The sequence below is a fragment of the Winogradskyella luteola genome (assembly GCF_019203985.1).
GTDB classification, from domain to species: domain Bacteria; phylum Bacteroidota; class Bacteroidia; order Flavobacteriales; family Flavobacteriaceae; genus Winogradskyella; species Winogradskyella luteola.
In genome coordinates this window covers 1-7,121 of the sequence record NZ_JAGSPD010000024.1, presented here as the reverse complement: position 1 = coordinate 7,121, position 7,121 = coordinate 1, and the positions used below count along the sequence as shown (strand labels likewise).

At 35.3% G+C, this 7,121-nt stretch carries 9 protein-coding genes and 1 pseudogene; 4 read left to right on the top strand and 6 right to left on the bottom strand.

The window, feature by feature from the left end:
- The first annotated feature begins 199 nt into the window (after positions 1-199).
- Together KCG49_RS16105 and KCG49_RS16100 are read left to right on the top strand one after the other, a co-directional pair.
- On the top strand, positions 200-544 hold the full coding sequence (locus KCG49_RS16105; RefSeq protein ID WP_218547979.1) for a helix-turn-helix domain-containing protein: 345 nt from the start codon (positions 200-202) through the stop codon (positions 542-544).
- Positions 534-1,046, top strand: coding sequence for a hypothetical protein (locus KCG49_RS16100; protein WP_218547978.1), 513 nt, complete (start codon positions 534-536; stop codon positions 1,044-1,046). The genes KCG49_RS16105 and KCG49_RS16100 overlap by 11 nt, the downstream gene beginning before the upstream one ends.
- Before the next feature lie 459 nt (positions 1,047-1,505).
- Here the strand turns inward: KCG49_RS16100 and KCG49_RS16095 are convergent, their stop codons facing one another.
- Positions 1,506-2,000: a TonB-dependent receptor gene (locus KCG49_RS16095; protein ID WP_218547977.1), complete on the bottom strand. Its 495-nt coding sequence runs from the start codon at positions 1,998-2,000 to the stop codon at positions 1,506-1,508.
- A gap of 31 nt (positions 2,001-2,031) precedes the next feature.
- Positions 2,032-2,508 carry a DUF4468 domain-containing protein gene (locus tag KCG49_RS16090; protein WP_218547976.1) on the bottom strand — a complete coding sequence of 159 codons (477 nt, stop codon included), beginning with the start codon at positions 2,506-2,508 and terminating at the stop codon, positions 2,032-2,034.
- A 133-nt stretch (positions 2,509-2,641) separates the two neighbouring features.
- Between KCG49_RS16090 and KCG49_RS16570 the strand changes: the two genes are divergently transcribed.
- Positions 2,642-2,887, top strand: coding sequence for a helix-turn-helix domain-containing protein (locus tag KCG49_RS16570; RefSeq protein ID WP_218547975.1), 246 nt, complete (start codon positions 2,642-2,644; stop codon positions 2,885-2,887).
- A 372-nt stretch (positions 2,888-3,259) separates the two neighbouring features.
- Here KCG49_RS16570 and KCG49_RS16080 read toward each other — a convergent pair whose 3' ends face one another.
- Together KCG49_RS16080 and KCG49_RS16075 are read right to left on the bottom strand one after the other, a co-directional pair.
- Positions 3,260-3,811, bottom strand: coding sequence for a hypothetical protein (locus tag KCG49_RS16080; protein ID WP_218547974.1), 552 nt, complete (start codon positions 3,809-3,811; stop codon positions 3,260-3,262).
- Positions 3,795-4,664 carry a hypothetical protein gene (locus KCG49_RS16075; RefSeq protein WP_218547973.1) on the bottom strand — a complete coding sequence of 290 codons (870 nt, stop codon included), beginning with the start codon at positions 4,662-4,664 and terminating at the stop codon, positions 3,795-3,797. Before KCG49_RS16075 ends, KCG49_RS16080 begins: the two co-directional genes overlap by 17 nt.
- A gap of 377 nt (positions 4,665-5,041) precedes the next feature.
- Here KCG49_RS16075 and KCG49_RS16070 point away from each other — a divergent pair.
- Positions 5,042-6,012: pseudogene (locus KCG49_RS16070) on the top strand (IS110 family RNA-guided transposase).
- A 46-nt stretch (positions 6,013-6,058) separates the two neighbouring features.
- Here the strand turns inward: KCG49_RS16070 and KCG49_RS16065 are convergent.
- Together KCG49_RS16065 and KCG49_RS16060 are read right to left on the bottom strand one after the other, a co-directional pair.
- Complete coding sequence (locus KCG49_RS16065) at positions 6,059-6,751, bottom strand: hypothetical protein (protein WP_218547972.1); 693 nt, start codon at positions 6,749-6,751, stop codon at positions 6,059-6,061.
- A 154-nt stretch (positions 6,752-6,905) separates the two neighbouring features.
- The coding region (locus KCG49_RS16060; RefSeq protein WP_218547970.1) for a hypothetical protein at positions 6,906-7,121 on the bottom strand (216 nt) is incomplete at its 5' end.

The following is a 7,121-nucleotide window of genomic DNA, read 5'->3' as shown; positions in this document are numbered from 1 at the left end:
CTTGCGTTGAATATCACCAGACCCATCCTGTACGCACCACCATTTCCACACCTTAATCACAGAACGTGGCACGACCACGAAAAAAATTGTCCGTATGGACAATTTTGCTATGCATAACAACGTCTTGGGATTCAGTTTTTGATTTCCTACAATTGAATATGGCGATGAGAGCATAACCCTCATCGCCATAAACTTTACTATGACCACAACACATACCCTAAGGCAGGTTCGCACCGATGCCGAAGTTACGCAACGGGATGTCGCCTTCTTGCTTAACATGGATACGGGTAACCTCGCTCGGTACGAGCGAGGAAAGCGAATGCCGACCCCACAGATACTATTGATGTACCATATCCTCTTTGGTGTGCCCATTTCAGAACTGCTGGCACCCCTGTTAAAAGAAGTGAAACAGTCACTGATTGAGCGAAGCTCTTTACTTCTTGCTGAACGTGATGTACAGCTAACACCAAAGAGTGTCCAGAGTACAGCATATATCAATGCCATTGTCAACGACTTAAAGAACACAAAAACGTATGACATCTAAGCCTATCGAAAAGAAGAAGGAACAGTTGGTACTGGCACTGTACCCAAATGCCATTGGCTTTGGGTATGCCGTGATGACCAACGCACTGAATGTACTGGTGTCCCAAGTCGTAAACATCCGTCCCATATCGAACAAGCAATCACTGAAGCGGATCAAGGAGATTATCAACTACTACAAACCACATATCGTTGTCATTGAGGACTACCAAGGCATTGGCTCTCGCAAGTCAAAGCGTATTCAGAAAGTGCTCGATAGCATATATCTCTATGCTCAAAAGAAGCATTTGAAGGTTCGCAGATACTCACGTAATGATATACGCTATGTCTTTAGCAACTTCAATGCACATACCAAACACGAGATTGCCTGTGTGATTGCGGGCAATGTCAAGAACATGGAACGTAAGTTACGGGAACCTCGCAAAATCAATGAATCTGAGAAGTACGTCACCGGGGCTTTCGATGCCGTATCTCTTGGCGTGACCCACTTTTATATGGTTGAATAGAACACCTCATAGGTGTTTTTATTGTTACTTTATTTAGAAAATAGCTCAGAATGTGGCATACCTAACGATTATTAGTATATGTTGCTTGATGAATTTGAAGAAGGAGGCAAAATAACAGATATAGTTGATAATGGTTTTATAGGCCGTGTATGGCTCAACAATATTAGATATAGAAAATGAGTTTAGATATTTCCCCATCAAACTCTCCAGACTGTAAAAAACCAGTTGTCGAAACAGCAGACCTGTGCACTTATTGCAATTTCTCTTTAGTGGTTTTGTTTATCCAGATTTTCCACTTTATCATCTATCGCTTGTATAAAAAATTAGAAGTGAAGAACAGTTATTTATTTGATAAGGTTAAAAGTATTGGATTTGCATAATGGAAAACACCCCACAATACATCTAGGTATTGAGGGGTGTCCATCAATTTAAAACATAAAAGAATTAGGTTTTATCGATCTATAGCTTAAAACTCATGCCGAGTTTAAATAACGCTAATCCATAGCCCAGTTCAGCGAACAACCCTAAGTTTTCCGACAATTGGTACCGTCCTCCTGCATGGATCTCAAAATATATCGAACCATCTACATAAGGGCCGTCATGACCGTCATAGCCAAGGCCAATGCCCGTATAAAAGTTGAAGCTCTCACTGTCAGTCCAGTAATAATTGGCAAATGCCCCGATGGTCAGACCATTGGTTTGAGTATCTTCATCTGTAAAGCTTACCTCTGGTTCAACCGTACTGTAGGTGACGATTGCCCCGACGGAAAAGGTCTCGTCCAAAAAGAACTCTGCAGTGGCACCGAAAGATGGTGTCCGAATTTCATCTGATCCCCTGGTTCCTGCGATTCCCAAAAAGGGGTTGAGCAATGTTCCTCTGTTCTGTGCATGGCTCTGAATGCACACGAGCATTGTAAGTACAAATGTTAGGTAATAGACTGTTTTTGTTTTCATTCGATTATATAGTTTTAGTTAATACAATTTTTTACCAATCATCTTTTTCAAGGGGTATCTTTATAATTTTGTCCTCAACGTCCTTTATGGCTTGTGACAAGAGTTTGTTGATCTTTTTGATGATTTTTTTATCATGGGTATTATCAAGTTTTTTATACTTCGACAGATTGGTGACCGCTTTGAGGTAGACGATGTCGCTCAACCTCCATCGAATCCGTCCATCCTTTATGTCAAATGTTTCGGTAACCTTTGCATATTTGAACGTTCCCAATCGAAACTGGTACCGAATTACTACTTTCTCATTCTCAATGGTTGATTGGATAATGTTAGCCTGCGGCACGTAGTTGTTGAGGGTTCGTTTGTAGAGTTTGCTGGCAGATACGCCATTGGCTTCAAATACTTTGGTATAGTGCCATCGCTTACTGTCAGTGTCTTGTTCGAGCTCTTGGGCATACCCAAGAGTACTGAACCCTAAAGTCCATATAAGAAAGAAAATACAGTGTTTCATAATTGTAGTTTTGATTGCCCTTTTGTTTTATAGGCTGTATATAATTAGTCTTTAGAGACAAACATAAACAATTATTTTAAAAGGCTAATTATAATTAGCCTTTTATTTTTATTAGTACCTCTACTTTGGTAATATGGATACGTCGCATACCGATAAAGAATTTCTATCTTCAGAAGATTTTTTAAAGCAGTTTGGCAAGAGAGTTCGAAGATTGAGAAAAGAAAGGCAGATGTCCCAGAGAGATCTGGCACTCGAGGCTCTTATGGAGAAATCCACCATTCAGCGCATTGAGCGGGGGCTCATGAACTGTACGATTAAAACACTTATTAAATTGGCCTACGGATTAGGTGTGGAGTTCAAAGACCTATTTGACTTTTAGCAATGATGTCAAATTTAAGTTCATCAGATTCTATAGTTTGCTAATATAGCTAGGTATTACTTGAATATTTTATTGACCTTTATACTACTCAACTATCTGTTTGTAATTCTGTTTCGGTGACGGTTCACTTAAGAACCACCTCCTTTTGTGCAGCTTTACCACTTGTGTGTACAACACATAGTGCAAGGCATGGTTTAGTATAATTGTAGCAAAACGGACAAGTAAAAAGCTATTTTTGATTACGGTTTGCAATAAGCTAACAAAACAAGCCTTTGCCATTACAAAGTCTAATTGCCTTATGATCCATATTATTCTTTGAATTGATCAAAAAATATTTAGATTTTAGATTAGTTCATTGTTGTGGGTAGTTTTTTAATTCAGTTTAGAGTAACGTATAATTAAATCTCCAAAAAATTTTGCTCCAAGTTCTATTTGTTTTTCCCATTCTTTGTTGTTAATTGGATTTTCAATTAAATTTCTTGATTGCCAATTCAATTTGCTAATTTCTTGAGTGTTAGAGTTCAGGTGATTAGTAAAAAAGACAGATTCAACATTATAAAACTTTTCATTAAGTCTCTCAATCATTCTCCTGATATCGTCAATACTGTTTCCGTGAGAATGAGAGGATAATATACAGATATCAGCATCTTTAAAAAACTTGTCAAAATAATTATCAATAGTTTTATAATCTCCCACTTTTTCTTGTATACTTCTATTAATTGTAAATAGGGTTTTAAGTTTTCTTGGGCTTTCAGGGTGTATTATTGAGTGAACTAAATTTGTGTTTAATTTAGTAAACTTGTCAATTCCACATAAATGTAAAATCAGGTACTTTTGAAATGTAGTTTTACCTGTTTTATCATCTCCGATTAATATATATGCAGTTTTTTTTATCATTTCGTTTTTTTCAATTTCTATATTCATCTTTTGCTTTTTCAGCAAACCTCTTCAATATCCCCATACTGTTTTCCGATTTCAAATCATTGTCAGTCAATCTAAATCTGTATAACTTCCATTGATTGTCATATGATAGTAAATCAATATCTGAATTTTCGAGGATTGTATCTAATTCTTCTGTTTTTTCAACTTTTAAATTTACAATTACAGTACTCTTTCTTGGCTTAAAACTAATAAAATTATTCGCCATATTATTTTGTTCTAAGCCAATGTAATATTTGTTGTATTTTAAGTTATAGCCTAATGTAATTCCATTGAGTTTATCAAAAATTTTATCCATTAGCTTTAGAGTGCCTTTTGTGGCTTTTTTTTCCCAATAATCTCTATCGGTCGTTTCTGTTTGAGTATCCTCATCGAGGAATTCCAATTTAATTTCGTCAAGTACTTTAGTAAAAAACAACGAGATTTTGTTATCAACTTTGATTGCTTTGACCTGAATAGCAATTAGTGGTATAAAACCGTTGAAAAGTGAGATGACATTTAAAAATCGACTTGTTATATCTTCTGCGATTATTACAGCACAATGTTCATATTGAGGGTTTTTCTTTCTTTCCCAATCCCAATATTCAATTGTTCTGATTATGTGGCTTTCGTCCGTCTTCCCTAATTGAATTTCTACTTCATATCGTCTTTTGTCTTCTGGGTCGTAAAGAATTGTGTCAAGTCTTCCGCCACCAACTTGTATTTTCTCTGTATCTCTAAATTCCAAATCGCCAAGTCCAATAATTGAAGGATCTTCTTCAATTTTAGCTTGTAGCCATTTTTCGTTAAATTCAGAATTATTTTTTAAGCTTATAATTTCAGGTTTCACGTATTCCATAAATTCGTAGTTTTTGTTCAGACGTTGGTTTGTTAAATTACCCACAACGGTTTTGTATATGAAAAGTAGCGGATTTTTAAGCACAAACTTTTTGGTTTATAACTGACCTTTATTTTATTATTTATCTTTTGTTTAAGCGATTAAACCGCTATTTTTTATACACATCTTAAGTTTGTCTTTCCTTACATTTAGTTAATAAATAGAACGAACAAAAGAGAGAAATAAGATTAGTATACACGGTGAAGCTTTGGACTTCGACAACATTGATAATCCCCTCTTTTTTCCTACTAAGATTTCGATCAGTTCTGTGAGACCTAGATCTCGATTTCAAGTTTTTGAAACGTTAGTAGACGCGTTCTTTCCAGATTTCAGTTGTTATGAATAAATATAAAGAAATTTATGGAATCGACATTAGTAAAAATGTCTATGATGTCCATGGTTCATTAACAGGTCATAATCAGTTTACAAATGATGACCGGGGTTTTAAAAGTTTTCTAAAGAGTTTACCCAAAGGTGCATTAGTGGTTATGGAAGCTACAGGCTATTATCACTATCGTTTAGCTCAGTATTTGTATCAAAACGGCGTGTTGATATCGGTAGTTAATCCTTTATCGGCAGAGCGTTTTGTTCAAATGAAATTGGCCAAGGTGAAAACAGATAAAAGCGATGCTAAAGCCATCAGTGAATATGGACAAATGAATGAAGTTCCGATGTATAATGCCTTAACCGATGTACAGGCAGAATGTTTGCAGCTCTTCAGGTTATTGGACAGTTATTTAAAACATAGAACAGCCACAAAAAACAAATTAAAAGCAGAAGAAGTTTTGGGCGTTCCATCAAAGTTTGTGTACCGTTCGTTAAAGCGGAATTTAAAACATTTAAACATGGAAGTATCCGCACTGGAATCTCGATTGCTAGAGCTTGTGAAGCAAGACCAGCAATATCAGTTAACGTTACTGAAGAGTATACCGGGAATGGGCGAAAAAACGGCTCTGTTCTTAATAGTTGTTACCGATGGGTTCAAGAAGTTTGAAATGGCGAGGCAACTGTGCAGTTATGTTGGCATCACGCCAACCATACGAGAATCGGGCAGCAGTGTTAGAGGGCGAAGTAGGATAAGTAAAGTAGGGAATAAGAAATTAAGGAATTTATTGTTTTTATGTGCTTTTTCGGCGTGTAAACACAATAAAGCATGTAGAGAAATTTATGAACGATTAGTGGCAAAGGGAAAAAGTAAAAAATGGCATTAATAGCCGTGGCAAATAAACTGTTAAAACAGGCCTTTGCCATTGCAAAGAGCGGATTGCCCTATGATGAGAACTTTGTTTCAAAATTAACTTACAAATGACTTGTTTTTTAACTCAGTTCTTTGTTGTGTGTAGTATTTTATGAGTTTAATGGTAAATTGGATTATCATCATAATCTTCTAAAACTTTATTATCGTCTAAACTATATGTTTCTCCAACTGCTGTAGCTTCTCCAAGAATTCCAATTGCCTTGATATTTGTAAGCGATTTAGCTTCATTCCAGCATCTTGATAAAAACTCGCTTAAGAACTGAACTTCTGAATCATAAAACTCTGTTCGGTCGTCAAATAGTTCCTCATCAATTAACGATTCAATTTCTAATTCATCCCATAATTTCTGAAATAAACTATAAAGTAATAGATTTAAATCTCCTGAATCAGCAGTTTTTAAACCTAAGTTAGGAAAAGAATCATATTCGTGATAGGGCTTAATACCAATTGAAAAATATTGTAGTATGTAGTAATAAACAAAGTATATTTTTTCATTAAACTTTGAAGGCTTTTTTAACTTAAAATCAGTCTTTAAAGCTTTTACAAAGGCTTCAGTAATATCATCTTTAATTGGGTTCAGAACAAATTTCGGGTAGACATTGTTCCAATGTTTTAAAGTAACATCATAAAGTGAATAAAAAAATGTTCGAGAGTCAATTTCATCTTCTGTATCCAGTTTTAGATTATAATCAGTAATTAGTCCTTTATAGGATAGATAGGTTGCATAAATTACATCGAAATTATTATTTAGTAGTTCAGATTTAAACTTAAAATTTTCCGATTTTTCCATATTCTAGGTTAATATTACACACAACGTGTTTGTGTATGATTTCGTTGCGTCTTTCAGCAACTAAATTAGCAAATACAAACCGAATAGAAAATCCGCGAGGATTTTCGTAAGTAGGCGAGTACTAGCAATGAATTATACACGGTGTTAGGCATAGTTATTTCTCACAAGACCACCATCCGTTGTCACCTTGGTATTCAAAATTTAAATCATTAGTTAAGAAAGTATGAATTGTAGTTGTATTATTTCCATAATAATAAATCCAAGAGATATCGTCGCCTTTGTAATTATCATAGTTTCCAGAAGCCATACCTTTAATTGCATCACCATTTGTTCCATTCGAAGAGTACCAACCATTATCTCCTTGGTAATT

Bases quoted from the DNA above. Each gene is read 5' to 3' on its own strand.
- KCG49_RS16105 (WP_218547979.1), top strand. From the start codon at position 200: ATGACCACAACACATACCCTAAGGCAGGTTCGCACCGATGCCGAAGTT.
- KCG49_RS16100 (WP_218547978.1), top strand. From the start codon at position 534: ATGACATCTAAGCCTATCGAAAAGAAGAAGGAACAGTTGGTACTGGCA.
- KCG49_RS16095 (WP_218547977.1), bottom strand. From the start codon at position 2,000: ATGAAAACAAAAACAGTCTATTACCTAACATTTGTACTTACAATGCTC.
- KCG49_RS16090 (WP_218547976.1), bottom strand. From the start codon at position 2,508: ATGAAACACTGTATTTTCTTTCTTATATGGACTTTAGGGTTCAGTACT.
- KCG49_RS16570 (WP_218547975.1), top strand. From the start codon at position 2,642: ATGGATACGTCGCATACCGATAAAGAATTTCTATCTTCAGAAGATTTT.
- KCG49_RS16080 (WP_218547974.1), bottom strand. From the start codon at position 3,811: ATGAATATAGAAATTGAAAAAAACGAAATGATAAAAAAAACTGCATAT.
- KCG49_RS16075 (WP_218547973.1), bottom strand. From the start codon at position 4,664: ATGGAATACGTGAAACCTGAAATTATAAGCTTAAAAAATAATTCTGAA.
- KCG49_RS16065 (WP_218547972.1), bottom strand. From the start codon at position 6,751: ATGGAAAAATCGGAAAATTTTAAGTTTAAATCTGAACTACTAAATAAT.